Raw genomic sequence first — 23,497 nt, forward strand, 5'->3', positions numbered from 1 at the left:
TCGTTGGGCTGTTCGTGGGGAAGGGGGAGTCGCGGCCACGGGTCGTGTCGGATGAACTGTGGTCGCTCATCAAGCCGTTGCCCCACGGCAGGGTGTCGGCCTCTCCATTCGCGACTCAGCCCGTATCGCTCGCCCTGCGCCCCCTTGCGCCGCTGACAGTGGCCGCCCCGGCCGGGACCGCGCACTGGGCGCCTGTGCCGCTCTGCCCCTTCAACGTACGAGGAGAACCTGATGGACGGCGACGCCCTGACCTGGGACCGGGTCACCTGGCTGCGGGACTGGCTGGATGCCAACGCGGATGAGGCGACGAACCCGGACATGGTGCGCCTGCTGCGCGTACTCAAGATCGGCGAGGAGTTCGGCGAGGTCGCCGAAGCCGTCCACGGCGCGCTCGGCGCCAATCCGCGCAAGGGCGCGTCTCATACCTGGGATGACGTCGAGAAGGAGTTGTGCGACGTCATCGTGACGGCCATGGTTGCGCTGTCGACGTGTTCGGCGGACCCGGAGAAGGCTCTCGACAACCGGCTCGCTCGCCTGGTCGAGCGGGTATCCCCCAAGTGACGACGTGGTGGCGGCCAACAAGCCTGCGAGGGGGAGAGGTGAGCAGGGCGCGCACGATGCAGGCGGCTCCGGCGCGGCAGATGTGGCCCTTGTACGCCGCGGGCTTCACCACCGCCTTCGGCGCGCACGGGATTGCCGCCAACCTCGGCGGTCACACGGTGGGCGCGGCTACCTCGCTACTGGTGCTCGGTGGGCTGCTGGCCCTGTACGACGGTGCCGAGGTGGTCCTCAAGCCGATCTTCGGCACGCTCACGGACCGGATCGGCGCACGCCCGGTACTGCTCGGCGGACTCGCCGCCTTCGCCGGCGCATCCGCCCTCTACGTTGTCGCGGACAGCCCCGGCTGGCTGTGGGCGGCCCGCCTCGGCCAGGGTGCCGCGGCCTCCGCCTTCTCACCTTCGGCCTCCGCGTTGGTCGCCCGGCTCAATCCGGTGGCAAAGCACGGGCGGGCGTTCGGCAGTTACGGCTTCTACAAGTCGATCGGGTACACCCTTGGCCCGCTGCTGGGCGGGGTACTGGTGTGGGCCGGGGGCCTGCGGTTGCTGTTCGCCGTCCTCGCAGCACTCGGTGCGGCGGTTGCCGTGTGGTCCTTGCTCGCTGTTCCGGTCGTACCGCCGCTGCCGAAGGCCCGGCAGACGGTGTTGGACCTGGCCCGGCGGCTGGTCGACCCGGCGTTCCTCGCCCCGACCGCAGCGCTGGCCGCGGCGACCGCAGCCCTGTCGGTCGGGGTGGGATTCCTGCCGGTATCCGGCCGGGCGGCCGGTCTGGGCACGGTGGCCACCGGTGCCGCGGTGTCGGTGCTGGCCGCCTGCGCGGCCGTGGTTCAGCCACGGGTCGGGCAGGCGCTGGACCACGGGCGGCTCACGACCCGTTCGGGCATCGTGGCAGGGCTGCTGCTTGCCGCTGCGGGACTGGGGTGTGCCATGCTGCCAGGCCTTACCGGGGTGCTCCTGGCGGCTGCGCTGATCGGCGCCGGAACCGGCCTGATCACCCCGCTCGGCTTCGCCGCCCTGGCCGCCGGCACCCCCACGGAGCGGCTCGGGCAGACCATGGGTGCCGCCGAGCTCGGCCGTGAACTGGGTGACGCGGGCGGCCCGTTGCTCGTTGCGGTGGTTGCCTCCCTCACGACGCTTTCCCATGGCTACGCCGTTCTCGGGGTCGCCCTCACGCTCGGCCCGGTGGTCAACGTCGTGCGACGCCGTCTTGCCAGAAGGTGACATCACGAGGGTGCCCGATCTCCCCGGCCTGGCACGGTGTGGCTACGATCTACGCGATGAGTCACCGGCAGCAGAGCTTTCGGGGTGCGGCATGGCGTGCGGCCCCTTTTCTTGCGCTGCGCTGTGCCGCTTTGCTCGCCGTCCTGATGTGGATGCTTCCGGTGTGCGCCCACGCCGCCGACGAGGTGTCTCTGTTCCCACCACATCCATGCCGGGCATGAGCACGGCAACGACGGTCCCGGAAGATGCCGTTCACGCGTGCGCCGACATGGAACACGGCCCCGGAGACACACACTGCCGCCCAGCGGCTGGTGCCGTCGTGAGCCTCACCTCCCCAGTGGCGGTACCGTCGTCCCTGGCGGTGGACATGACCGTCGTGGCCTGGTCGCCGGACTCGCCAGCCGCCCGTGGAGAACCGGGCGTTCTCGCCCACACCCCTGGCATTCACCAACTGCAGGTGCAGCGGACCTAGGAAGAAGTACACGCACGGCCAGGTACGACCGTGCCACCAATACTTCCTGATCCTGTCATGCCCGTATTCCCGGGCGAACAGGCCGCCGCCCGCTTTCATCGCACCACCGCAGCTTCATCGCACCACCGCAGCCCTCTGATGCGCGGTGGGGACAAGGACATGCCATGGGGTCTTCCCGAGCCAAGGAACAGCGTGCCGCTCGCGGCGCGAAGATAGGGGAGTTGCGCCGGGCCGAGGCGGCGCGGGAGCGCCGCACCCGGATCATCACCTGGACCTGCAGCGGCGTCATCGTCGCCGGGGTCATCGGCGGCAGCTGGTATTTCATCCAGGACGCCCGGAAGAAGGAGGAGACCAAGGCGGCGGCGGCCGCTGCCTCGGTCAAGGGGGAGAAGTCCTTCAAGGACCTGGGCCGCGACCACGTCACCACCCCGGTCGACTACAAGATGTCCCCGGCGGTCGGCGGCGACCACAACCCCGTCTGGACGAACTGCAACGGCGACGTCTACGACCGGAGGATCGACGAGACCCACGCCGTCCACTCCCTCGAACACGGCGCGGTCTGGGTCACCTACACCGACAAGGCGGACGACAACGACATCAGCGCCCTGAAGAAGCGGGTGCAGAAGACCCCGTACACGATGATGAGTCCGTACGCCGGCCAGTCTTCGCCGATCACCCTGTCCGCCTGGGGCAAGCATTTGAACGTCGGCTCGGCCTCGGATCCGCGGGTGCGGCAGTTCTTCGACAAGTACGTCCAGGGCGCGCAGACCCCTGAACCGGGCGCCGCTTGCACCGGAGGTAAGCCCGCATGAGCGGCACCGTCGCCCGCCGCGTCCCCGTCCTGATCGCTCCCACCAGCCGACACGGACGCGGCCGATGTGGCCGGCGGGCTCGACTTGCCGGGGGCGTGTTCGGGCCCGGGGTGATGCACGCCAGGTCCCGACGCACGGCTGAACGCTCCGGCCGCTGCCGGAGGTCAGGACCTGGCGGCCTCCTTTCGAGCACAGGCACGAACGGCCTCGAAGAGAGTCATGAGCTCCTCTTCGGTGTTGTAGTAGTGAACCGATGCCCTGAGGAGCTCGCCGAGGCCGCGGTCGTCCATGTCCAGCCGCGTGGACGGTGCCCCGGACACGCTGATGTTGATCCCCCGCTCGGCGAGGGCCGACTTCACGGCCTCCGCCGCCACACCCTGAACGGTGAACGTCGTGATGCCGCACCGGCGGGCGCCGAGGTCCCGTACCCGGACACCAGGAATGTCCGCGAGCTGCCGGCGCAGGGATTCGGCGAGCGCCGTGACACGTGTCTGGATTTTCGGCAGTCCCCACCCGAGGGCGTAGTCGATGGCCGCGCCAAGGCCGAGCTGCGCGGCGTAGTTGGCTTCCCATGTCTCGAACCGGCGTGCGTCCGGCCGCATCTCGTACCGGTCGAGTGCCGTCCAGGTGGCCGCGTGCAGGTCCAGTACCGGCGGGACGAGCCGGTCGAGTACCGCACGTCGCACGTACAGCAGTCCTGTACCGCGCGGTCCGCGCAGATACTTACGACCGGTGGTGGACAGCAGGTCGCAGCCGATCTCCGCCACGTCGACCGGGAGCTGTCCCACCGACTGGCAGGCGTCCAGGAGGTAGAGGGCACCCGTCTCACGGGTGACCCGGCCCACTTCGACCGCGGGGTTCACCAGGCCGCCGTTCGTCGGGACATGGGTGATGGAGACGACCCGTACCCGCTCGTCCATCGCCTCGCGCAGGGCGTCGACGGAGATCTGGCCGTACTCGTCGTTGGGGATGACCTCGACCTGAACCCCGTACCGCTCGGCCACCTGCAGATAGGCGATGAAGTTGCTGCCGTATTCGGCCATGCTGGTCAGGACGCGGTCCCCGGCGCGGAACGGGATGCCGTAGAAGGCCATGTCCCAGGCGCGGGTGGCGTTGTCGACCAACGCGATCTCGTCGCGGTCACAGCCGAGGAGCCGGGCTGCGGAGTCGTAGACCGACTCGATGGCCTCGGCGACCGCCGTGGCAGCCTCGTAGCCGCCCATCTCCGCTTCCAGGTACAGGTGACGGGTGGTCGCGTCGAGGACCTGCCGCGGCATGAGCGCCGCGCCCGCGTTGTTGAAGTGCGCCACGTTCGCGCATCCGGGCGTTTCGGCGCGCGCCCGGGCGATCTCCTGCGGCGAGAAGTCCCCGGGCGGCGCCACGTGTCCTGCGTCCCGCGTCCCCATCAACTCGCTTCTCCCTATGGTCGTCGTCTACGCGCCCACCACGGCCCGCATACCGGCCCCACCTCGGCCCGGCTACGGCTTGCGGCCCACCGCGCCGAAGTGGGTGACCTCGGCCGGCTCGGCGGTGCCGTCCTCGGGACGCCATCGCGAGCAGGAGAGCAGACCGGGCTCCAGCAACTCGACCCGGTCGAGGAGACGGGCCAGGTCGGCGCGGCTACGCAGGGTCATGGGCGCCGAGCCCTGGCTGTTCCAGTACTCCACCGCCTGGGTCATCGCCTCCCCGTCGACCTCGGTGGTGGGGTGGGAGATCACCAGGTGACTGCCTGAGGGTACGGCGTCCAGCAGCCGGTGCACGATGGACACGGCCTCGTCGGTGTCCATGACGAAGTTGAGAATGCCGAGCATGGTGATGGCGACCGGCTGCTCGAAGTCCAGGGTCTCGGCGGCGCCGCGCAGGATCGCCGCGGGGTCGTGGACGTCGGCCTCGATGTAGTCGGTGACGCCCTCGGGGGTGCTGGTGAGCAGGGCGTGTGCGTGGGTGAGGACGAGCGGGTCGTTGTCGACGTAGACGATCCGGCAGGAGGCGTCCACCTGCTGGGCGACCTCGTGGGTGTTGTCGGCCGTGGGCAGGCCGGTGCCGATGTCCAGGAACTGGCGCACCCCGGCGTGCTTCACCAGATATCGGACGGCCCGCGTCAGGAACGCCCGGTCGGCGACGGCCGAGCGGGGCAGTGCGGGCACGAAGCCGAGGATCTGATCGCCGACCTCCTCGTCCACGGGGTAGTGGTCCTTGCCGCCCAGCCAGTAGTTCCAGATGCGGGCCGAATGGGACACGTCGGTTCGCAGCTGGGCCATACGCGCGACGCCTTCGTCCCCGGCTGCCGCGATGTCGTCGGTCATGACCTCGGGTCTCCTCGATGATCACTTGGTCGGATCGTGACCAAAATAGACGAGAAGACGCTCCGAGGGGCGCCTTCCGTCAAAACCCGAACTCCCCACGGTCAAAGGCCGCTTGATCCCGATCTGGTCGGTGAGGTGTAGCTTGACGGGTTGGGGCAGCCCCTCCGGTTCAGCGGGGCGACGTCCTCCCCGCGGGTGCCTCGTGGCCGACGTCCCGTGGCACACGCCTCGGGTCGGAGTGACCGCGGAAACAGCACCATATCCGCATGGTTGGTGAACGTGCTGGTCACAGCTACTTGTTGCGGACTGTGACCAGCACGATCGCCGCTGGGGCGGCGAGTGGACGGTCAGTGCACCAGCAGGTCGATCACACCCGTCAGGCCCTCCTCGGCGCTGCCCTCGGTCAGGCGGCGGCGCATCAGCTCGAAGTAGGGGCTGAGCAGTGCCGGGCTGACACCCTGCTGCTCGGCGGTGCTCAGGAAGGTCGGCGTGCCGGCCACCTGCATGGCGAGATTGGAGACGACACCCTTGGTGTAGTCGCCGCTTCGTAGGTGGTCAGCGGTCTGGTGAACTGCCGGGACCATCGCGACGAGCCAGTCGGCGAGCAGCGGGGCGAGCGTCGCGGGATCGATGTCCTCCTTGCGGATCAGGGCGAAGGCGTGCGCGGCCCCGGCGAACATCCCGTACATCGCACTGAGCAGGGCCACGTCGTGCAGCGCCGCGAAGCCCGCGTCCTCGCCGACATAGGTAGTGCCGACCGGGACACCCAGGGTCTCCTGGTGCCGCTCGAACAGCTCCCGCGAGCCGCTGTAGAAGACGTAGCCGCCGGCTTCCGGTACGCCGATCATCGGAGGGACAGCCATGATTCCGCCGTCCAGGTAGCGGGCGCCACGCTCGCGGGCCCACTCGGCGCGGGCGCGGGCCTGTGCGGGGGTGCTGGTGGTCAGGTTGACCAGGTCCTTGTCGGTCAGGTCGGTGCCGGCCAGTGCCTCGTCGACCGAGGTGTCGTCCAACAGACAAAGGACAACCAGGGAGTTCGCCGCGACCGCTTCGGCGGCGCTCTCCGCGACCCTTGCACCCTCGGATGCGAGCGCCGCGGCGCGGGCCGGGGTGCGGTTCCAGACGGTGAGCGGGTGACCGGCGGCAAGCCAGGCACGGGCCAGCGCGGTGCCCATCGCGCCGAGGCCCAGCATCGTGACGGAGGTCTTCTTCTCAACAGTGTTCTGTGTCATGCCGATCAGGCTGGTCACCGGCCTGGAGTTGATCAAGTACGCACTTTGGAGTGGGTGGTTACCCTGGGGTGAGCGAGCAGGTCAGAAGGGTGGGGCATGACGACGCTGAACCGGCCGGGCGCACCAGACGGTCACGCCTGCGGGATCGACACCGCGATGGAGGTGATCGGCGGCAAATGGAAGGTGCTGATCCTCTGGGCGCTGCACGAGCACCCCTACCGCCGCTTCGGGGAGCTGCGTCGACTGCTTCCCGGGATCACCGAGAAGGTGCTGGCCTCTCACCTACGTGAGATGGAAGCTGACGGTGTCGTGCGCCGCGTCTCCTACGACGAGGTGCCGCCCCGTGTCGAGTACTCGCTGACCGAGGACGGCATTCGCCTCAACGACGCACTCGAGCCCTTGGCCGCCTGGGGACGTGAGCGGCCGACCGCTCGAGGGCTGGAGGAGAAGGCGGGCTAGGACTTCGCGGCCCGTTGCCAGCCGTCGCCGGTGGTGGCCTCCGGGCCGCTGCACGACGGTGATTTGAGGAGTTCGCCGAACTCATCCGGCCGGGCCCGTTCGCCTACCCGGTCTGCGAAATGGCGTTCTGGTGACGTGCGCCGCGACGCATTCGCTGCCCGGGACGTGCCTGCCCCTGCGGGCGCCATGAGTTGGGTCAGATGCGGTAGAGCGAACCGATGAACTCCGTCAGCAGTCGCTCCTTCAACCGGGACGGCAGCGCATCCAGCAGGGCCAGCACCGGCGCCATCCGTGACGGCAGGCCCTGTGTGCCGCCCAGCCCGGCAAAGGCCAGGAATCCTGCAACGTCCTCCGGCGTGAGGGTGTCGGGGTCGAGCGTGGCGGCCAGTTCGGCCAGCGCCGGATCCACGGTCACCGGCTTGTTCGCCCGCGCGGCTGTCACCGACTCGGCCAGGTCCGCCAGCAACGGCCCGACCCGGTCGCTGGTCGCCGGGGTCAGCGTCAGGTGCAGGTTCGGCGGGAGGCCGTCGTAGGAGAGCTGCGGCTGGAGGTACCAGCCGCGCTCCCGCATCTCGTCCGCAACATGCAGCACCAGTCCCAGATCGGGTGTGCCGGCGGGACCGTGCACAGTGAACGCGACCAGACTGCCTGCCGGTTCGCCGAGTACCTGAACGCCGTCCGCGGCCCGCAGGCCGGGAAGCAGCCGGTCGGCGGCCACCGCCACGCGGCGGGCCAGCGCGGTGTAACCGTCGTGGCCGAGGTGGTGCAGCACCGCCCACGTCTGGGCCAGCAGCCCGCCGGACTTGGTGCCCTGCATGGTGGGGTTGACCACCGGGTAGCCGGGCCAATCGGCGTGTGCGAAGTACTGGTGTCGTCGCAGCTCGGCGTCCCGGTACAGGACGACCGAGGCGCCCTTGTCGGCGTAGCCGTACTTGTGCAGGTCCACCGAGATCGACGTGACACCCGGGACCGAGAGGCCGAACGGCTCGACCGGGCGGCCCGCCCGGGCAAGGAACGGCAGGAACCAGCCGCCTATGCATGCGTCCACATGGCACAGCACGCCCCGTTCTGCGGCGGCTGCGGCGATCCCGGCCACCGGATCCATTACTCCGTGCGCGTACGACGGAGCCGACGCGACCACCAGGGCGGTCCGGTCGGTGACCGCGTCCGCGACGGCCGATGCGTCGGCCCGGAACGTTGCCGGGTCGACCGGGACCACCACGGTTTCAAGTCCCAGGTAGTGGGCCGCCTTGTGGAAGGCCGCGTGTGCCGTCGACGGCAGCACCAACTGCGGCCGGGTCACCCCGCGCACCGCACGGGAGTGATCGCGGGCGGTCTTCACGGCCAGCAGGATCGACTCGGTGCCGCCACTGGTGAAACTGCCCTGCGCTCCGGGCGTTCCCAGGACCGCGGCCACCGCGCCCACCACGTCGTTCTCCAGCTGGGCCACACTCGGGAAGACAGTCGGGTCCAGACCGTTGACCGTTGCGAACACTGCGTACGCGGCGGCGGCCAGTTCGTCCACGTCGGGCAGCCCGGAATCGTAGACGTAGGCGAACGTCCAGCCGCCCCGGGTCGGTGCGTCACCGCCGCGCAGGCCGCGCAACTCGGCCAGGAGTTGGTCGGCTGGACGGCCTGCGGGCAGCGCGCGCGTGGGACGCTCGGCGAAGACGGTCGGCTCGCCGGCCTCGGTGGCGGACTCACGGGGCACGGTCAGTTCCTTTCTGTAGGCGACGGCGCCAGTGCCGGGCGACGGCCGAGGGGCGAAGGTCAGCGTGAACAGCGGAGGCTGGGCGAGCGCGCCAGTCGTCGCTTGCGGTGCCGCTCGATGCTCCGGGGTTCCGCAGGCGGGGCGGGCCGGCCGGGCCCGGGGGTGGTGCGCTGGTCCATGCGTGTCCCGGAGGGGAGAGGGGAGCGGTCGGGAGGCCGGTACGGGGACCGGGATGACGTGGAGCATCGCGCAGCGGCAGGGTAGTTGTCCACCACTCCCGCAAACGCAGGCCGGAGGATGTGCCGGATCGTCCGGGTGTTGGACTCGACGTCTCGGTGCGCGGGACGGGGCCCTCCGGGAAGACATCGGTCAGGGCCTTCCAGAACGCGAGCGCGCCGCCGCCCGCTGACCCCGGAGCACGTTGAGCCGCGCGGCCTGGCGCGTCAGGTAATCGCGCTCGGCGAGGTTGAGTACCTTGTGGGCCGCCTCGGTCTATGGGAGAGATGCGCCCGTCGGCAGCGCGCGGCGGTGGGAGGCCAAGCTGATATGAGCCCAATTCATCGACTGTGACAGGCCCTGGGAGGCCGGATGTCCCGACCGGACCACAGCACCAGCCCCGTGATCGACATCAGCCGGCCGCACCCCGCGCGGATGTACGACTGGTTCCTGGGAGGCAAGGACAACTACCCGGCGGACGAGGCGATGGGTCGACAGCTCATGGCCATCGAGCCGAACGCTCCCATGATGGCGAAGATCAACCGTGCGTTCATGCAGCGGGCCACCAAGTGGTTGGCGGGGCAGGGCATCAGGCAGTTCCTCGATATCGGCACCGGCATACCAACTGAGCCCAACCTCCACCAGGTCGCCCAGCAGGTCGCACCCGAGGCGCGAGTCGTCTACTGCGACCACGACCCGATTGTGCTGTCCCATGCGGAGGCTCTGCTGAAGGGCACCCCCGAGGGCGCCATCGACTATGTGCAGGCCGATGCGCGCGACCCCGAGGCCATCCTTGAACGAGCCGGAAAGGTACTGGACTTCGGCGAACCGGTCGCGCTGTCGTTGATCGCGCTGCTCCACTTCGTCAGCGACGAGGGCGGGGCGTACGAAATGGTGGATCAGTTCAAGAGCGTGTTGATGCCCGGTAGTTATGTGGTGCTTTCACACACCACCGCGGACTTCCACCCGCCGGAGGAGGCCAAGCGGGCCATGGACATGTACTCCGCGAACGGGCTCACGCTGGCGCTGCGCAGCCGTACGGAGTTCACTCGGTTCTTCGACGGCCTGGAGCTGGTCGAGCCGGGCGTGGTGGCCTCGGAGTCCTGGCACCCGGAGCTGGCCGAGCCGGTGCCCGGGCAGGAAGACGTCATCAGCGCGGGGTACGCGGGGGTGGCGCGCAAGCCGTGACGGCCGTGGCCGGTGTGGTCCGTGGTCGGGAGGGCCGGACCGTCCGGCGACGGCGCCGCTCGCCCGCCGGGGCGTTCTCGGTTCGGCGCAAACCCCTTCGAACATCGGGTTGCCCGCCACTCCTTCCGTGGACTCACGGGCCGAGTGGGCGGCCCTCCGAGAACTCATACGTCATGCCTGAGTACCCGGTCCCGGGTCCCGCGGCGCGGTGTCGGGTCTGTTCTGCGTTCAGGTCCCGTGCATGCTCAACGTTCCTGGCTACGGGCGGGGTTGGCAGACCGGACGACGAGGGAGCGTAGTTCTTCGATCGCCTTGGTGCGCGCCCCGGCTGGACCGCCCTGTCCGACATGGACGCCGACCAAGGCGTGCTGCACACGATTCCGATACCGGAGATCATGGCGTACCTGCTGCTGGGCCCCCTGCTGCCGGACGTACCCGACGACTCCATGTGCGGCGTGCGGACCCATCAGGTCTTCCCGGTCACCAAGCGCTGGCACCCCACGCTCTACCGCGCCCTCACCCCCCATCCCTGACATCAAGGCCCGGTCTCCGTCTGGTGACACTGCGACATGATCCACAGTGTCGCTTCGGTCGAGAGCCAGCAGGGCTGGGGCAATGTCATCTACATCCCCTCCGCCCCCTGGTGCGCCCGCAACGAGCGCTACGCCGCAAAGGTCCGGGAAGCCTTCGTGACCGGCTCCAGCCCCAGCGACTTCCCCGCCGAGCACTACGAGCGCACCTGGACGGATCGCTTCACGATCGACGACCTCAACGAGACCGGACGCCGCAGCCTGGACCTGATCCGAGCACACACTGGGTAACCGGTCTTGCGGAAGCACACACCGCGGGGCACTATCACGGCGGCAAGACAGTCACTTTGTCCCTGACCCCTGTGCCCGTGCCGCAGACGGGCGTACGCCTCGGAAGCGATGTGATCTGTATGGATGGCCAGTTACTTGCGGGAAAAGTTGCCCTGATCACCGGTGCGGCATCCGGGATCGGTGCTTCCACGGCGAAGCTCATCGCTCAGCACGGAGCGCGGGTGGCTCTCGTGGACATCGATCTCGCAGGCGTTGAGGAGAACGCCGCTGCGATAGCAGACAAAGGCGGGGAAGCGCTCGCCATCGAAGCCGATGTGCGTTCTGACCAATGCGTTGCCGAGATGGTCGCGAGGACTGTCGAACGTTTCGGCCGCCTCGACTGCTGCGTCAACAACGCCGGCATCGACGGACAGGCCAGCCCTCTCCATCAGTACACCGAAGAGAACTGGCGTGACGTTCTGGAGGTCAACCTCACCGGGGTGTGGCTGTGTCTCAAGCACGAGATCTCCCAGATGCTCGAACAGGAAGTAGCGGGCTCCATCGTCAACACCGCGTCTGCTGCCGGCCTTGTCGGTCTCCCGATCGGTCTTTCCGGCTATGTCGCGGCCAAGCACGGAGTCGTCGGTCTCACCCGTGCGGCGGCACTGGAGTATGTCCGCCAAGGTATACGCGTCAATGCCATCTGCCCGGGTGCTGTCCGCACGCCGATGTTGGACGATGCCATCCGGACGGGAATAACCACCGAGGAACAACTGGCCGCAATGCAGCCCATAGGGCGACTTGCCGCCCCTCGGGAGATCGCCGAAGCCGCGGTGTGGCTGTGCTCAGATGCCTCTTCCTTTGTCACAGGCCAAGCTCTGGCCGTGGACGGAGGCTGGACAGTCCAGTGAAGGATCGCTGGCTTCGCTGGACACCGGCCGTCGTGATCGTACAGCTCGCCTGCGGAACGCCTCCCATGGGACGACTGTCAACACAGCCCGGGTGAAGGCTGCCACCGTGTTTGCAAGGCCAGTTCTTCGCCTCTCGCTCCCGTTGCGCAATCGCGCCCGATGCCTGAAGCCGTCGGCGAGTGCCATCCTCCCGGGGAGAACGGGGGGGTGCCCCTATGGGTTTCCTCAAGGGAATTGGGCTGCGTTTCGGTGAGTGGCAAGGCAGCATGGCGTGATGCCTGACCTGCTGTGGGATGACGTCAAGAGCTTCTTTGCTCCCGAGTTGATGGGGTCGCTGCCGGATGTCCGCGTCCCGGATACCTCGGTGGAGGACTGGCAGGCGGTACTTGATCTCGTTCGGTCGCAGGGGTGGTCGTGCGAGTACTCCGAGGACGGTGCTGTGGGCCGGCTGCCGAGAGCTGCGGAGATGCTGGCCCGTGGTGAGGGTTCCGATGCGTTGCTGAGGGTCTGGCCGGTTCCTGGATTCCTGGTGATCTTTCGGGCGTATGAGGCTGGCTCGATCGACTTCGACGTTGATCTTCGGGAGTTGCAGGGTCAGCACGGCGTGGATGTGCTGTGCCGTCTGCTGCGGGCAATCGGGCGTCGGCTCGGCAAGCCGGTGTTGCTGAGCCCGGAGTCTGATCCGCTCCACCCGGTTCTCGGCTTCGGCGTCGAGGCCGACCGTGTGGTGCTGGGCGGCCCGCAGGTCATGTGACTTGCGGCTCGTAGAAGGTGCCGTCGCGGAGCATTGCGAAGAGGACGTCGGCTCGTCGTCTGGCGAGGCAGAGGAGGGCTTGGGTGTGGTGCTTGCCCTGCTTGATCTTCTTGTCGTAGTAGGTCCTGGAGGCGGGGTCGGCCAGGGCGGCGAACGCGGAGAGGAAGAACGCTCTTTTGAGCTGCTTGTTTCCGCGGCGGGAGGGTTGTTCTCCACGGATCGAGGAGCCCGAGCTGCGGGTGGCGGGAGCGAGGCCGGCGTAGGAGGCGAGGTGGGCGGCGCTTGGGAATGCGCTGCCGTCGCCGACGTCGATGAGGATCCTGGCTCCGGTCCTGACGCCGATCCCCGGCATGGACGTCAGGACTTTGGAAAGAGGGTGGGCCTCCAGCAGCTCCTCGATCCTGGTGGCCAGGAGTTTGCGCTGGTCGAGGACGGTGCTGAGGGAAGTGGCGAGGCTGGGCACGATGAGCGCGGCCGCGTCGGTGCCGGGAACGACCACGGTCTGCTCGTCCATGGCGGTGAAGATGTCCTCGACCAGGCGCTCGGCCATCCGCGGGGCCTTCGGACGTATGAGGGTGGTCAGCCGTCGGCGTCCGGCCTTGCGGATCTGGGCTGGGGATCCGAACCGTTCCAGCAGCATCAGGACGGCCGGGTGCTGGATGCGCGGGCCCACAACTCGCTCCAGGTGCGGGTGAATCTGGGGCAGCAGCCCGCGGAGCCGGTTCGCGACCCGGGTGGCCTCACCCGCGAGGTCGTCGTCGAAGCCCACGATCATCTCTAGCTCGGCGATGGTCTCGTCTTCGAGCTCGATGGCGCGAAGGGTGTGCGGCATTGCCCGGGCCGCGTCCGCGATGATGAACGCGTCCCTCGCATCGGTTTTGGCCTCGCCGGGATAGAGATCGGCGATCCGCCGCATCGTCAGCCCAGGCAGGTAGGCGACTTTGCAGCCCGCGTCGCGGGCCACGGCCAGTGGCAGGGCGCCGATCGAGGCGGGCTGGTCGACCACGACGAGTACGGTGCCGTGCTTCGCGATCAGCTTGGCGAACACCTCGCGGAGCTTGGGTTCGCTGTTGGGCAGCCGCTTGTCGAGGGCTTTCTTCCCGGCCGGGGTCAGCGCGGTGGCGTGGTGTTCGCCCTTGCCGACGTCCAAGCCGAGGAAGGCGCCGATGTCACTGGTGTCGATCACGTGCACTCTCCGGTCGTACGTCCCCGGCCCTACCTGCGGCACCAGCTGCCGGCATCCACATTACGAAGAGCCTCCCAACTTCCCGAAGGAGTCGGTGGTCATGCCCCTAATCAGCGGTCTGCCAGTGCCTCCGGGAGCGGTGACACCACCCCCCAGATCATGCGAACTACAGGGGGAAACAGTCATGCCGTCCCAGAGGCCGGGCACCCCATTGCGGGGCTGATCAACAAGGTAATGGGGGCACGGCCCTGCGGCCCAGGTTGTGCCCGAGTGGTTCTCACCCCGCAGCCGTGTCCGTGCCCAGGGCCGCGCCGCATTCCCGCGTGTGCGGACGCGGGCCTGAGGCGCGCCCGGGATGCCAAGTGCGGGACGGGAACGGTGGCTCACCACCGCGGCATACTTCGACGTGGTCGTGGAAGTGGTGATCCACCGCACCTGGTGAGCGCCCGGCCCGTCGACGGGAAGTGGGTGCAGCACTTCAGGGCGGTCTGGGCGGCCTCTTGGTGTCTGGCGAATGACGGCTACCGGCCCTTACGGAATCGGCCAACTCCCGCCGATGCGAGTCAAGTTCATCTCTCGGCACAGTGAAATCCTTGTGCGCATGGCATGCCCTCGTCATCATGACGCAACGGAACCCATCTACTCGCATAGATCCTCCGCGGGACCCGGCTCCGATTCGTTCCAGGTTCACCCGTTCCACCCGGCACCAACGCTGACAGTGCGTCACCAACCACCCCCCATTCCAGGAGGAGTCGATCCTCGTGAGACCTCGAAACACCCGTCGACGCGGCGCCCTCACCGTCACCGCGGCCACCCTGGTCACCCTCTGCGCGGCCCAGACCCTGACTGCCGCTTCCTCGGCCACCGCGGCCCCGGTCCCCGACCGGGCGGCCGTCCACGCGGCCCACTCCCACTCCGCCACCGCGTCCGCCGTCAGCGCCGCCCAGGACCGGGCGGCACGGGCCATCGCGCGCTCGCTCGGTGACGAGGCCTGGAACACGCGTCTGCGCACGGCTGCCCTGAAGTCGCCCGAGGTGCCGGTCACCGAGCGGGCGAGCGGCCTGCTGAAATCCCGACTCGCCGCCGCCGACCGGGAGATCGCCGAGGCCAAGGGCCTGAGCGCGAACACCGGCCCACTGCTGCAGCTACGCCTCGGGGACCGCTCGATGCGCGCCTCGCTGTCGGCCGGTACGGCCCCCTGGGTCGCCGCGGCGGTCTCGGACGACGACGCCACCACCATCACCGCCTACGACAGCCAGGGTCGTGCCCACCGCGTGGACGCCCGAAAGGCGCCGACACGGCCGGTGTACGTCGTCGACATCGACAGCTCGAAAGCGGTGGCGGCCGGTCTGGACGTCCTGCGCGAGGAACTGGTGAAGGACGGCGTAAAGTCCGCGACGCCCGGGGCGGTGAACACCTCGACCACGCCGAAGGCGGCGGCCACCGCCGGCTTCTGGACCACGAAGATCACGGCGATCGAGCTGTCCGATGACGAGGAGCCCTGGTTCAAGGGCGCCGCTGAGATCTACACCCTGGTCAGTGGCTTCGGTCAGGACGGCAAGGTCCGCGTCGACCCCGTGGACATGCCGTATCTCGACTACGACCACACGGTCTACCGGCCCAACCAGATCCTGGTCAACTGGTCGAACTACAAGTACAACCTGGCCGACGCCGTGATGATGGAGGAGGACGGCAGCACCAACTACCGCGACCTCGCCAAGGCGATCGCCACGGCCCTGCTCACCATCACCGACCAGGGTGCCTACATCCCGCTGGTGAACGCGATCCTGGACGCCATGCCGAACGACTGGTGGACCGACGACCCCGACTACGTGGACTCCTGGTACACCGTGGACCAGAGCAACCGGGGCACGTACTACGGCGCCCGGGGCAATGGGTGGATGACCGTCGAACCTTACTTCGTGCAACAGTTCTGACGGACGAGGACCGAACAGGGCCTGCGGGGAAGGGAGTTCCCGCAGGCCCCACTCCCGGTCGTTCTCTGGGAACGGAGGGCGGTCCTTGGTTGGTGTGGCGAGGACACAGGCGACGTCGCGACCGTCCCCGGCCCAGGACGCGACAGCGGCCGAGCACCCGTACTCGAGGTCATCGGGATGGGCCGCCACGGCAAGGGCACGCTGCCAGTCGTCCGGCATCGGCTGGAGCCGCGGGAGAGCTGTGTCGATCATGGGGGCTCGACAGCGTGAGGTGGCCCGGCTCTGCGGGGGGATCCGGTCCTACTGGGCGATCTTTCGGGCATGATCCGGCAGTGGCGTTCGGCTCATCTCGTTCGCAGGGCATCCTGATCCGACACGTCGGGCTCGATGCGCGGGCCCGGCAACCGAGGTGTGGAGGATCGAGTTGATCGTCTGGGTGAACGGTGCGTTCGGCAGCGGGAAGACCACGCTGGTGGATGAGCTGCGTCCTCGATGGCCCGGGGCTCTGGTCTATGACCCGGAGATGGTCGGCTATGTGCTGCGAGAGATCGTGGAGGTACCGACCGGCGACTTCCAGGATCTTCGGCTGTGGCGGCGGCAGGTCGCTGACCTGGCAGTCGGGCTGGTCGAGGAGTACGGCCGTCCGGTTCTGGTCCCCATGACCTTGATCAACCCCGGGTACGTCGGGGAGATCTTCGGCCAGTTGAAGGAGGCCGGCATCGAGGTTCACCACTTCTTCCTCAAGGTCTCCAGAGAGGTGCTGGAGAAGCGGATCGACGGCCGGAGCTTCACGCCGGACGAACCCGAGCAGGACGAGCGGGTTCGACGCTGGTGCAAGGACAGGATCGAGCCGTGCATGGCCGCGACTGACGCGCTGCCGAGCGACACCGTGTTCTTGGACGGTGAGCTGACCCCGCAGGAGTTGGCCGACGTCGTGCTGGCTCGTGTCGGCGCGGCTACGGGCCGGGATGGCGGCGCCGGTAGTCGGCGATGAACCGACCTGCTGGCGATAGCCCACGTGTGCGCCGCCCACGCTCTGGGGCCGCGGTGGCCGGACGGATCACGCCGCCCGGCCGTGCGGTGTTCCTTCAGCATGCGCAGGAGACGCCCGAACGTGGGGCGGTCAGGTCGTCGACAGGACGCTGCTCGGCACCGGTGGCGGAGTCGTAGGTGAAGCCCTCGCGTGCCCAGTACTCGAAACCGCCAAGCATTTCCTTGACCTGGTAGCCGAGGCGCGCGAAGGCCAGCGCAGCGCGGGTCGCGCCGTTGCAGCCGGGTCCCCAGCAGTAGGTGACCACGGTCTGGTCCGGGTCGATCAGCTGCGGTGCCAGGTCGGCAATCTGTGCGGTGGGGATGTGGAGGGCGCCGGGGATGTGGCCCTGGTCCCAGCCGCCATTGCTGCGGGTGTCGACCACCACGACGCCGGGTGCGCCGGATGCCAGATCGGCGTGGACGTCGGAGACATCCGCCTCGAAGGCGAGACGGGCGGCGTAGTGGGCGGCGGCCTCGGCCGGGGTGGCGGCAGGCACGCTCAGGACGGCGCTGGTGATCTCGGCGGAAGCGGTGGCAGACATGGGGGTACCTCTTGTTCTTGCTGGTCGGGAGGAGGTTCCTGTGGGCCGTGCCGGGTTTCCCCGGCTGGCGACGGCTCCATCCTCTGATCCCTCGGTCCGCCCTACGAGTGGCGTCAACGCCTTAGGTCGTCAAGATTCCGCCACTCGTACGGGGTGACCGGTATGAGTACGCGGGACGCGGGTGAACGTCTTGCGGTAAGCCGTCGGCGTCGTACGCATCTGGCGGGTGAAGTGGTGTCGGTACGTCGAGGTGCTGTCGAAGCCGACCGCGGCGGCGACCTCGGCCACGGTGCCCTCGCCGGACTCGAGCAGTGGCAGGCTGGCAGCCACCCGCTGGGCGATGACCCAGCGCATGGGGCTCACGCCGTTGCGGCGGGTGAAGTGCCTCAGGTACGAGCGTTCCGACATGCACGCGGCCCGGGCAAGGGCGGGCACGGACAGCGGGGTATGCAGATGGCGCAGCGCCCAGTTCATGCTCTGCGTGACGCCATCGTCCTCGGAGCCGATCTCTCCCACCGCCGCCTCGACGAACTGGGCCTGCCCGCCCTCGCGGTGCGGCGGAACGACGAAACGGCGCGCCACCGCGTTGGCGACGGCCGCACCGTGATCGGCCCGGACCAGGTAGAGGCACAGGTCGATACCGGCCGCGCTGCCCGCGCTGGTGAGGACATCGCCGTTGTCGACGTACAGCACGTCGGGGTCGACCTCGATCCCGGGATACCGTTCGGCAAGTGCGCGGGCGTAGCGCCAGTGGGTGGTGGCGCCCCGGCCCTCCAGCAGGCCGGTCGCAGCCAGCGCGAACGCCCCCGAGCAGATCGATACCAGGCGCGCCCCCCGCGCATGGGCCCGCAGCAGCGCTTTCACCAGGGCGGGCGAGACCTCCGCCCCGGCCTTGGCCACCCCCGGTACGATCACCGTGTCCGCCGCGGCCAGCGCATCGAGCCCGTGCTCGGCGCGCAGCGTGAACCCGCCGACCGCCCGCAGGTCCCGGCCGGGTTCTTCGGCGCACACCCGCAGCTCGTACCAGGGCAGGTCTCCCAGCTCGGGCCGGGACAGGCCGAAGACCTCAACCACCACGCCCAGCTCGAAGGGCGCCATTCCATCGAAGGCCAGTACAGCTACCACATGCGTCTTCGGCATGGCTGGATCTTAACAACCATCAAGATCCAGCCATAACGGATGGCGGGTGCGAGGTGAGGCGACCGGGCAGGGAGCGAGGCCAGGCTCAACCGGGGCCGTTACGGGGTTCCTTCGGCATGTGTAGAACACAGAGCGTGGTCGACGAGATCGGCGACATCCCGGATCTGTCGCACGGCGGTGTCCTCATCGCCCGGTCGGCTATGCAAGGAAACGGTGACGGCGTTTCGCCCGTCGGAGGCGGGCCACGCCATATAGCCGAATCCATCACCACTGTGTCCCCAGTACCCACCACCGCAGGACAGCGGGGTCCACTCGAGGCCGAGGCCATAGCGTGTGCCCGGCGGGGCACCGTGGTCGGCGGGCACTTCCACTGTGCGACGCATCTCGGCGAGCAGGGCGGGGGGCAGAAGCTCACCGCCTACCAGCGCTTTGAAAAACCTGTTGGTGTCCTTCGCCGTGCTGATCATCGACCCGTCGGCGTCACCATCGAAGGGCAGGTAGGCGATTGTGGTGTCGGTCATGGCGCCGCCCGGCTCGAACTGCTGGTAATTGTGGGCGTGTGGGCCGGGCAGGAAGGGCCGGTTGCCGGGGGTGAGCGTGTGAGTGAGCCGCAGCGGACGTACGATCCTCGCCTGAACCTCCTGTTCCCAGGAATGGCCTGTGACCGCTTTGATCACCATGCCCGCGAGGACGTAATTGGTGTTGGAGTACTTCCAGTCGGCACCGGGTTCGAAGGACGGCGGGTGTCGCATGGCGAAGGCAACGCGCTGCTCGGAGGTATAGGTGGTCCAGCGATTCTTGCGATATCCGGTAGCACTGAGGTCCGGGACGACGTCACTGACGTAGTCAGGCAGCCCGCTGGTGTGCTGAAGTAGTTGGCGCAGGGTGATCCCGCGTCCGTCGTTGCCTTGGCCGTGGACTACGTCCGGCAGCCATCTGTCCACCGTGTCGTCCAGCGACAGCCGTCCTTCGCCGGCGAGTTGGAGTAGCACGGTTGCCACAAACGTCTTGGTGGTGCTGCCGATCCTCACATACTCGTTCTGAGGTACCGGCTTTCCGGTGCTGAGGTCACCGACCCCGCTGCGGGCTGTTCGCACTCCCCGGGGCGTTTCCAGGACGACCGACAGCCCTGTGACGCCATCGTCATGAACCGCATCGGTATCCCGTTGTAGTTGGGAAGGGTGAGCAGTGGCCGCGGTTCCGACGCCTGTCGAGCCGAGTGCCACGAGGGACGCGACAGCGACGATGGTTACTGTCCGGAAGGTGGTTCTGCGACGAGCCATTGACATGCGTCCCAGCGTAGAAATGGGCATGTCAGGCAGGCCATCCAGCCAACCAGAGGTCTCGGAGTCGGGTTTTCCACAGTCCCCCGGGGAGTGGGGGGCTGCAGAGACGTCGACTCAACCTCGCCGCGCGACCGGGACCTGGCCACCGCCGGCTCCGGTCAGGCTGCCTGACCCGGCCGCGTCCAGGTCGGCACCATGACGGTCACCGGCGATGCGGGGGAGCCGACCTGAGGTGCATCAAGGGCGGGAGCTCCTGAGGTATCAGCACGGCCGCGTAGCGATCGCGGTCTGCGTGACCGTGATCCTGGTCAGCCGGTCTTGGTGGCGAAGGGGCCGCCATCGCCGAACGCGAGCCGCGCGAAGTTCTCGGCGATGCGGCGGTGTCCTGCGGGGTCGGGGTGGACCTCGTCGGGCAGCGGGAGTTCGGCGTAGTCCGTCTCGCCGTAAAGATGACGGCCGTCGAGGTGGTGCAGGTTCGGGTCTTCCGCTGCCCGCTGTTGGACGATCCGGGCGAGTTCGCCGCGGATGATGTTGAGGGTCAGGCGCCCGGCGGCGCGTTCGGCGGGATCACCGGTGGCCTTGAACCGCAACGTCCCGCTGTCGAAGTCGGGCGCGAGGGGACCGGGGGTGTCCTCCTGGACCGGGCACAGGATGGCGGACACGACCAGCAGTGGTGTGGTCGGATGCCCCTCGCGGATGGTGTCGAGGAAACCATGCACCGCAGGGGTGAAGGCGCGCAGGCGCATCGCGTCGGTGTTGACGACATTGATGCCGATCTTGAGGCTGATCAGGTCTGCGGGCGTGTCCCGCATCGCGCGGGCGGTGAAGGGGTCGAGCAGCGCGCTGCCGCCGAATCCCAGGTTGACCAGCTCCACTCCGCCCTGGGCAGCGGCCAGGGCAGGCCAGATGGTGGTAGGGCTGGCGGCGTTCGAGCCGTGGCTGATGGAACTGCCGTGATGCAGCCATACCCTGCGTCCGCTGTCCGGCGCGGGCTCGATCGGGGCATCGGTGCGCAGGGCGATCAGCTCGGTGATCTCGGTATGCGGAAGCCAGATCTCGACGTCCTTGTCCCGCGCGGGCAGATCGGTGAACTGGGCGGTGCCGACAGGCCCGTCGAGGAACTCGGCGGACTGGGTGGCCATGTCGATCATGCGGACGTTGCCACCGGTCACCGTGGCCTGGGCGACGAGGCGGCCGTCGACCAGCAGGTCGTACACGCCGTCCGCCGGTGCTGGGAGACCGCGATAGGCCCTCTTGGTGGGCAGCGTGTCCAGTTCGATCGTGGTGGCCCGGGTACGGAAGGCCAACCGCACGCCGGACGGCTGGGCCTCGGCCATGGCCAGTTGGTCGTCAGGAATCTGTCGACGGGCTCCAGCGGGCAGCCGGTGCGGCAGCAGGCCACGCGCCGTGCGTTCCACGTCGAGGAATCCGCGCAGGAAGTCTGCGGTGATGGGCGTGGTGATCCAGTCGTGCTCGGTGTTCATCGCCTCAGCCAGTTGATCAAGAGTTTCGGATTGTTCGGAGGCGTGATCACGCGGCGCGGCTGACCGCCTCCGGCGGTGGGGGAAATCCCCGACGGTCAGGAGGCGGTCCAGTTCCGCAGCAGGGCGTCGAGGGAATCCACGATCCAGGCCCAGGATTCCTGCGGGTCGACGGCGGTGTGGCTGAAGCCTCCGGCCATCTCCAGGCTTACGTAGCCGTGGAAGACGCTGCCCAGCATCCGGACCGCGTGTGTCTGGTCCGGCTCCGTCAGGTCGTAGCCGCGCAGGATCGCCCGCGTCATCTGTGCGTGCCGAACGCCGGCGCTGGCGGCCGCCGTTTCAGGGTCCAGCCTGAGTCGGGCGGCGGCGTAGCGGCCGGGGTGCTCCCGCGCGTAGTCGCGGTAGACGTTCGCGAAGGCAGTCAGGGCGTCCTTGCCGGCCCGGCCGGTCACGGCGTCGGCGGCCCGGTCGGCGAGTTCCTCCAGGGCGAGCAGGGCGATCCGGGTCTTGAGGTCCTGGGAGTTCTTGACGTGCGAGTACAGACTCGCGACCTTGACGTCGAACTGCCGGGCGAGCGCTGAGATGGTCACCTGGTCGAAGCCGACCTCGTCGGCCAGTTCCGCCCCGGCCCGCGTCAGACGCTCCGCGGTCAGTCCCACTCGAACCATGACCTTCCTCCTGTCGAGCGACCCCCAGTATGTAGTTGCCTAAAACCTTTAGGCAAATTCACCTGCCGCTCATGGAGCCGCTGACCGAAGAAGAGATCCGCACCGCGTTCGTGGACGTACGGGCGGGGGGAAAGGTTGCGGGCCTCGGACACAGGCGCAAGGTCCGATGCCTGATGCAGGGCAGCGCCGTGGTCTCCACGGCGCTCGTCTTCTGCGGCCGCCTGGTCTGATGGCGAGCGCGGAAGGCCGGGGAGACAGCCGTCGAAGCGGAGCTCGTCAGGCCGTGCCGCTGCCCTGTCGGTTACGACCCACGCACTGGCTCACCGCCATCATGATGATGCCCGTCAACAGAAGCCCGCTGCCGAACAGAGTTCCCAACGGCCGGATGCCGGGATTGCTGATCACCAGCCCGAATACCACCTGCCAGCACAGGGCGAAGGAAGTCACCAACTGGCCCCAGCCATAGAGGCGAATGAAGCGGACCGACCGCCGGTTCAAGGGGAGCACCCAACCACGGGTAAGCGCCGCTACACCCAAAGCGGCGATGGACACTCCCACCAGAACAGAAGGTATGGCGAGATAGAGCCTCATGGTTCCTTCCTGCGCGCCGGACCTGTGCCGGACGCCCCGTGAGCATGGCACTCGCTGTACGCCGCGTCCATGCGCGCCCGTAGCCCGAGACCCTCTGATGGTCGAGATGACCCAGTCCATCTCATGGGGCGCGTCGGCCTCGGCCTGGACCTGCTGGAGCAGGCGTTCCCCGATCCGGGACGTGTGTCACGGCAGGCGCCGCCATGGCGCTGCGGAGCTGATCCGGTGCCGTAAGGACTAGCCGTGCAGCCAGATCCGCAGTGGAGCGACCGGCTCGAAGCCGTGGCGGATGGCGGCTTCGAGGTCATCGCCGTGCTCGTAGCCGACCACCGGAAGGGTGGGGAACAGTTGGTGCACTGCGTCCAGTACGACTGGCCAAGCTGCGTCAGGCCCTCGGTCCAGTGCGAAGACATTGGAGATTCCGACCACTTGGTCGCTGCGACTCGCCACCGCTCCGGCCACCACCCGGCCGCTGACGGACCGTCCGGCGAGTACGAAGGTGGCGGGATCGTCAAGCAGTTCGGGCCGGAACAGGTCCGCGTTGTCGTCCCCGTCGTCCCAGGCCAGCGCCCAGGCGCGCAGTGTGTCCGGGTCGCCCGCCACATGCCAGGCCAGGTCCGAGGCGACGGCAGGCGCGCTCGCCGGGCGATGGATCCACTGTGCCTCGAACAGGACATGGAAGCCGGCCTCTGTGAGGTCGAGATCGGCGAAGCTGTCCTTGACGGAGGCGCCGGGTGTGGTGGTGTCGATCCGGGCCGCCAGCGTGGCCGGGTCGGCGCCCGGTACGAGCGTCACCGCGTCAGGGTAGTACTGCGGCGTGCGGGCCGGAGCTGCCCAAGCCTGCGGGTCGAACTCGCCGGCCAGGCCGTGCGAACGGCTCATCGTTGCACACCACTCGGCGTTGTTGCGGGCGGCGGCACGGACTATGAGCTGCTTCGGTATCGTCACGAGTACGGATCATGGACCGTGACGGGCCAGTGGTCGAATGCTTTTCT

At 68.4% G+C, this 23,497-nt stretch carries 22 protein-coding genes and 2 pseudogenes; 11 read left to right on the forward strand and 13 right to left on the reverse strand.

Going from position 1 to position 23,497, the window contains the following annotated elements:
- The first annotated feature begins 231 nt into the window (after positions 1-231).
- The 3 genes from ACWDEX_RS20155 to ACWDEX_RS20165 all read left to right on the forward strand — a co-directional run bounded on the left by ACWDEX_RS20155 (position 232) and on the right by ACWDEX_RS20165 (position 3,062).
- Positions 232-561 carry a MazG-like family protein gene (locus ACWDEX_RS20155; protein ID WP_450464989.1) on the forward strand — a complete coding sequence of 110 codons (330 nt, stop codon included), beginning with the start codon at positions 232-234 and terminating at the stop codon, positions 559-561.
- 80 nt (positions 562-641) lie between these two features.
- Positions 642-1,778: an MFS transporter gene (locus ACWDEX_RS20160; RefSeq protein WP_450465110.1), complete on the forward strand. Its 1,137-nt coding sequence runs from the start codon at positions 642-644 to the stop codon at positions 1,776-1,778.
- A gap of 636 nt (positions 1,779-2,414) precedes the next feature.
- Entirely contained in the window at positions 2,415-3,062 is a 648-nt protein-coding gene (locus ACWDEX_RS20165; protein WP_450464990.1) for a DUF3105 domain-containing protein, read from the forward strand.
- A 164-nt stretch (positions 3,063-3,226) separates the two neighbouring features.
- On the opposite strand, the gene ACWDEX_RS20170 is transcribed toward ACWDEX_RS20165, so the two are convergent.
- The 3 genes from ACWDEX_RS20170 to ACWDEX_RS20180 all read right to left on the reverse strand — a co-directional run bounded on the left by ACWDEX_RS20170 (position 3,227) and on the right by ACWDEX_RS20180 (position 6,600).
- Positions 3,227-4,468 (reverse strand): aminotransferase class V-fold PLP-dependent enzyme, encoded by a 1,242-nt coding sequence (locus ACWDEX_RS20170; protein ID WP_450464992.1) that lies wholly within the window; start codon positions 4,466-4,468, stop codon positions 3,227-3,229.
- 72 nt (positions 4,469-4,540) lie between these two features.
- A complete protein-coding gene (locus tag ACWDEX_RS20175) occupies positions 4,541-5,368 on the reverse strand; it encodes an SAM-dependent methyltransferase (protein WP_450464993.1) in 828 nt (275 codons plus the stop codon).
- Positions 5,369-5,715: 347 nt separating this feature from the next.
- A complete protein-coding gene (locus ACWDEX_RS20180; protein WP_450464995.1) occupies positions 5,716-6,600 on the reverse strand; it encodes an NAD(P)-dependent oxidoreductase in 885 nt (294 codons plus the stop codon).
- Between the two features lie 96 nt (positions 6,601-6,696).
- On the opposite strand from ACWDEX_RS20180, the gene ACWDEX_RS20185 reads away from it, so the two are divergent.
- Complete coding sequence (locus tag ACWDEX_RS20185) at positions 6,697-7,059, forward strand: winged helix-turn-helix transcriptional regulator (RefSeq protein ID WP_450464996.1); 363 nt, start codon at positions 6,697-6,699, stop codon at positions 7,057-7,059.
- 196 nt (positions 7,060-7,255) lie between these two features.
- Here ACWDEX_RS20185 and ACWDEX_RS20190 read toward each other — a convergent pair whose 3' ends face one another.
- The gene (locus tag ACWDEX_RS20190; protein WP_450465111.1) at positions 7,256-8,704 is read right to left on the reverse strand and encodes a pyridoxal phosphate-dependent decarboxylase family protein; all 1,449 of its coding nucleotides are present in this window, start codon (positions 8,702-8,704) and stop codon (positions 7,256-7,258) included.
- Positions 8,705-9,358: 654 nt separating this feature from the next.
- Between ACWDEX_RS20190 and ACWDEX_RS20195 the strand changes: the two genes are divergently transcribed.
- The 4 genes and pseudogenes from ACWDEX_RS20195 to ACWDEX_RS20210 all read left to right on the forward strand — a co-directional run bounded on the left by ACWDEX_RS20195 (position 9,359) and on the right by ACWDEX_RS20210 (position 12,639).
- Positions 9,359-10,174, forward strand: a complete 816-nt coding sequence (locus ACWDEX_RS20195; RefSeq protein ID WP_450464998.1) for an SAM-dependent methyltransferase — start codon at positions 9,359-9,361, stop codon at positions 10,172-10,174.
- Positions 10,175-10,512: 338 nt separating this feature from the next.
- Positions 10,513-10,995, forward strand: a pseudogene (locus ACWDEX_RS20200) (YbiU family protein).
- A gap of 77 nt (positions 10,996-11,072) precedes the next feature.
- Entirely contained in the window at positions 11,073-11,885 is an 813-nt protein-coding gene (locus ACWDEX_RS20205; RefSeq protein ID WP_450464999.1) for a glucose 1-dehydrogenase, read from the forward strand.
- 274 nt (positions 11,886-12,159) lie between these two features.
- Positions 12,160-12,639 carry a hypothetical protein gene (locus ACWDEX_RS20210; RefSeq protein ID WP_450465000.1) on the forward strand — a complete coding sequence of 160 codons (480 nt, stop codon included), beginning with the start codon at positions 12,160-12,162 and terminating at the stop codon, positions 12,637-12,639.
- Here the strand turns inward: ACWDEX_RS20210 and ACWDEX_RS20215 are convergent.
- Entirely contained in the window at positions 12,632-13,825 is a 1,194-nt protein-coding gene (locus ACWDEX_RS20215; protein WP_450465001.1) for an IS110 family transposase, read from the reverse strand. The two genes, ACWDEX_RS20210 and ACWDEX_RS20215, sit on opposite strands and share 8 nt — an antisense overlap.
- Positions 13,826-14,586: 761 nt before the next feature.
- On the opposite strand from ACWDEX_RS20215, the gene ACWDEX_RS20220 reads away from it, so the two are divergent.
- A complete protein-coding gene (locus ACWDEX_RS20220) occupies positions 14,587-15,762 on the forward strand; it encodes a DUF3103 family protein (protein ID WP_450465003.1) in 1,176 nt (391 codons plus the stop codon).
- A gap of 93 nt (positions 15,763-15,855) precedes the next feature.
- Here the strand turns inward: ACWDEX_RS20220 and ACWDEX_RS20225 are convergent.
- Positions 15,856-16,014: pseudogene (locus ACWDEX_RS20225) on the reverse strand (PIG-L family deacetylase); the annotation flags it as partial.
- A gap of 172 nt (positions 16,015-16,186) precedes the next feature.
- Here ACWDEX_RS20225 and ACWDEX_RS20230 point away from each other — a divergent pair.
- Positions 16,187-16,756, forward strand: coding sequence for an AAA family ATPase (locus ACWDEX_RS20230; protein WP_450465004.1), 570 nt, complete (start codon positions 16,187-16,189; stop codon positions 16,754-16,756).
- Positions 16,757-16,850: 94 nt separating this feature from the next.
- On the opposite strand, the gene ACWDEX_RS20235 is transcribed toward ACWDEX_RS20230, so the two are convergent.
- The 5 genes from ACWDEX_RS20235 to ACWDEX_RS20255 all read right to left on the reverse strand — a co-directional run bounded on the left by ACWDEX_RS20235 (position 16,851) and on the right by ACWDEX_RS20255 (position 21,911).
- Complete coding sequence (locus ACWDEX_RS20235; protein WP_450465006.1) at positions 16,851-17,336, reverse strand: rhodanese-like domain-containing protein; 486 nt, start codon at positions 17,334-17,336, stop codon at positions 16,851-16,853.
- Positions 17,337-17,465: 129 nt separating this feature from the next.
- The gene (locus ACWDEX_RS20240) at positions 17,466-18,476 is read right to left on the reverse strand and encodes a helix-turn-helix domain-containing protein (protein ID WP_450465007.1); all 1,011 of its coding nucleotides are present in this window, start codon (positions 18,474-18,476) and stop codon (positions 17,466-17,468) included.
- Positions 18,477-18,574: 98 nt separating this feature from the next.
- Positions 18,575-19,702, reverse strand: coding sequence for a serine hydrolase domain-containing protein (locus tag ACWDEX_RS20245; protein WP_450465008.1), 1,128 nt, complete (start codon positions 19,700-19,702; stop codon positions 18,575-18,577).
- Positions 19,703-20,070: 368 nt separating this feature from the next.
- A complete protein-coding gene (locus ACWDEX_RS20250) occupies positions 20,071-21,246 on the reverse strand; it encodes a GDSL-type esterase/lipase family protein (RefSeq protein WP_450465009.1) in 1,176 nt (391 codons plus the stop codon).
- A gap of 95 nt (positions 21,247-21,341) precedes the next feature.
- A complete protein-coding gene (locus tag ACWDEX_RS20255; protein ID WP_450465010.1) occupies positions 21,342-21,911 on the reverse strand; it encodes a TetR/AcrR family transcriptional regulator in 570 nt (189 codons plus the stop codon).
- A 71-nt stretch (positions 21,912-21,982) separates the two neighbouring features.
- On the opposite strand from ACWDEX_RS20255, the gene ACWDEX_RS20260 reads away from it, so the two are divergent.
- Positions 21,983-22,141 (forward strand): hypothetical protein, encoded by a 159-nt coding sequence (locus ACWDEX_RS20260; protein WP_450465011.1) that lies wholly within the window; start codon positions 21,983-21,985, stop codon positions 22,139-22,141.
- 46 nt (positions 22,142-22,187) lie between these two features.
- On the opposite strand, the gene ACWDEX_RS20265 is transcribed toward ACWDEX_RS20260, so the two are convergent.
- Both ACWDEX_RS20265 and ACWDEX_RS20270 read right to left on the reverse strand, forming a co-directional pair.
- On the reverse strand, positions 22,188-22,502 hold the full coding sequence (locus ACWDEX_RS20265) for a hypothetical protein (protein ID WP_450465012.1): 315 nt from the start codon (positions 22,500-22,502) through the stop codon (positions 22,188-22,190).
- A 237-nt stretch (positions 22,503-22,739) separates the two neighbouring features.
- Positions 22,740-23,450, reverse strand: a complete 711-nt coding sequence (locus tag ACWDEX_RS20270) for a hypothetical protein (protein ID WP_450465014.1) — start codon at positions 23,448-23,450, stop codon at positions 22,740-22,742.
- Between the last annotated feature and the right edge of the window lie 47 nt (positions 23,451-23,497).

It is taken from the genome of Streptomyces sp. NPDC001020 (genome assembly GCF_053599115.1).

Coding starts and splice junctions, on each gene's coding strand:
- ACWDEX_RS20155 (WP_450464989.1), top strand. CDS start 232: ATGGACGGCGACGCCCTGACCTGGGACCGGGTCACCTGGCTGCGGGAC.
- ACWDEX_RS20160 (WP_450465110.1), top strand. CDS start 642: ATGTGGCCCTTGTACGCCGCGGGCTTCACCACCGCCTTCGGCGCGCAC.
- ACWDEX_RS20165 (WP_450464990.1), top strand. CDS start 2,415: ATGGGGTCTTCCCGAGCCAAGGAACAGCGTGCCGCTCGCGGCGCGAAG.
- ACWDEX_RS20170 (WP_450464992.1), bottom strand. CDS start 4,468: ATGGGGACGCGGGACGCAGGACACGTGGCGCCGCCCGGGGACTTCTCG.
- ACWDEX_RS20175 (WP_450464993.1), bottom strand. CDS start 5,368: ATGACCGACGACATCGCGGCAGCCGGGGACGAAGGCGTCGCGCGTATG.
- ACWDEX_RS20180 (WP_450464995.1), bottom strand. CDS start 6,600: ATGACACAGAACACTGTTGAGAAGAAGACCTCCGTCACGATGCTGGGC.
- ACWDEX_RS20185 (WP_450464996.1), top strand. CDS start 6,697: ATGACGACGCTGAACCGGCCGGGCGCACCAGACGGTCACGCCTGCGGG.
- ACWDEX_RS20195 (WP_450464998.1), top strand. CDS start 9,359: ATGTCCCGACCGGACCACAGCACCAGCCCCGTGATCGACATCAGCCGG.
- ACWDEX_RS20210 (WP_450465000.1), top strand. CDS start 12,160: ATGCCTGACCTGCTGTGGGATGACGTCAAGAGCTTCTTTGCTCCCGAG.
- ACWDEX_RS20235 (WP_450465006.1), bottom strand. CDS start 17,336: ATGTCTGCCACCGCTTCCGCCGAGATCACCAGCGCCGTCCTGAGCGTG.
- ACWDEX_RS20240 (WP_450465007.1), bottom strand. CDS start 18,476: ATGCCGAAGACGCATGTGGTAGCTGTACTGGCCTTCGATGGAATGGCG.
- ACWDEX_RS20250 (WP_450465009.1), bottom strand. CDS start 21,246: ATGAACACCGAGCACGACTGGATCACCACGCCCATCACCGCAGACTTC.
- ACWDEX_RS20255 (WP_450465010.1), bottom strand. CDS start 21,911: ATGGTTCGAGTGGGACTGACCGCGGAGCGTCTGACGCGGGCCGGGGCG.
- ACWDEX_RS20260 (WP_450465011.1), top strand. CDS start 21,983: ATGGAGCCGCTGACCGAAGAAGAGATCCGCACCGCGTTCGTGGACGTA.
- ACWDEX_RS20265 (WP_450465012.1), bottom strand. CDS start 22,502: ATGAGGCTCTATCTCGCCATACCTTCTGTTCTGGTGGGAGTGTCCATC.